Origin of the sequence: Streptococcus phocae (genome assembly GCF_001302265.1) — a bacterium.
GTDB classification, from domain to species: domain Bacteria; phylum Bacillota; class Bacilli; order Lactobacillales; family Streptococcaceae; genus Streptococcus; species Streptococcus phocae.
The window spans coordinates 1-866 of record NZ_LHQM01000034.1; the positions used below are offsets into that span (position 1 = coordinate 1).

The following is an 866-nucleotide window of genomic DNA, read 5'->3' on the forward strand; positions in this document are numbered from 1 at the left end:
CAACGACTTTAGAAAGTAACTTTGCACGTCCACGATTCGCCTTCATGTTGGTCACTTTGATTTTGTCAAGGACATCACAAAGCGTGTTAAGTTCTTTGTTTTTTAATTTTAGTTCCATTTTTTCTCCTATAAACCGTTAACGTGTTCATTATATTCTCGAATGATTGCATTTGCAGTGTCGTTATTAAAAGTCCAAGCGGTGTTATTAGCGTGTAACCAGCACCTCCCGAGCGCTAATATCGCTTGGTACATTTTATTTAGGCTGACCATTTTAGGCATTAACGTTGGCGTCATTTCAAATCCTCTTTTAACATCGAATGAATCTATAAATAGCAAAGTATCGCCATAAAATTCCGCTTGATCAACTTTGGCATCGTGTTGATAGCCTTCGGCATATCTAAAGAACCTAGCTCCGCAAAAACGTCCAGACGATGCACTGTTAATACCATCCCCAGAAGATGTGATACCTATTGAGGCGTACAGTGCGCTACCTGTGTAGTTTTTAGGTGTCGCATTGCTAAAATGCACGAATGCTGTGTGTGTCCCGTCTTGGCGAACAAGGGCGTTATTTTTGCTATTAAAGCTGATTACAGCGTCTCTGTTAAAGCTTATACCTGAATTGTTTAGATCAATAATCATCGCACCATTTCTAGCTCGGATGACCTTGCCCTCCAACAGACTGGTAATCGTGTGCTCGATTTTAGCCTTGATAAAGCTAGCATCTAACCCTACGATACTACTTGCATTGAGATTAATAACTCTTATCTTCGCTGCATCAATCGTACCCGCAATTATCTGGTCAGCTCTGATTTTGATAGCTTCTGCGATTTTTGTAGTGAACGTTCCGTTTACTGTTGTATTCCCAT

General features: G+C 40.4%; 2 protein-coding genes. Both read right to left on the reverse strand.

What is annotated here, in order from left to right; genetic code table 11:
- The coding region (locus AKK44_RS08775; protein WP_152911082.1) for a DUF1617 family protein at positions 1 to 118 on the reverse strand (118 nt) is incomplete at its 3' end.
- Between the two features lie 8 nt (positions 119 to 126).
- On the reverse strand, positions 127 to 866 hold a 740-nt coding region (locus AKK44_RS07215), incomplete at its 5' end, for a gp58-like family protein (protein WP_236686669.1).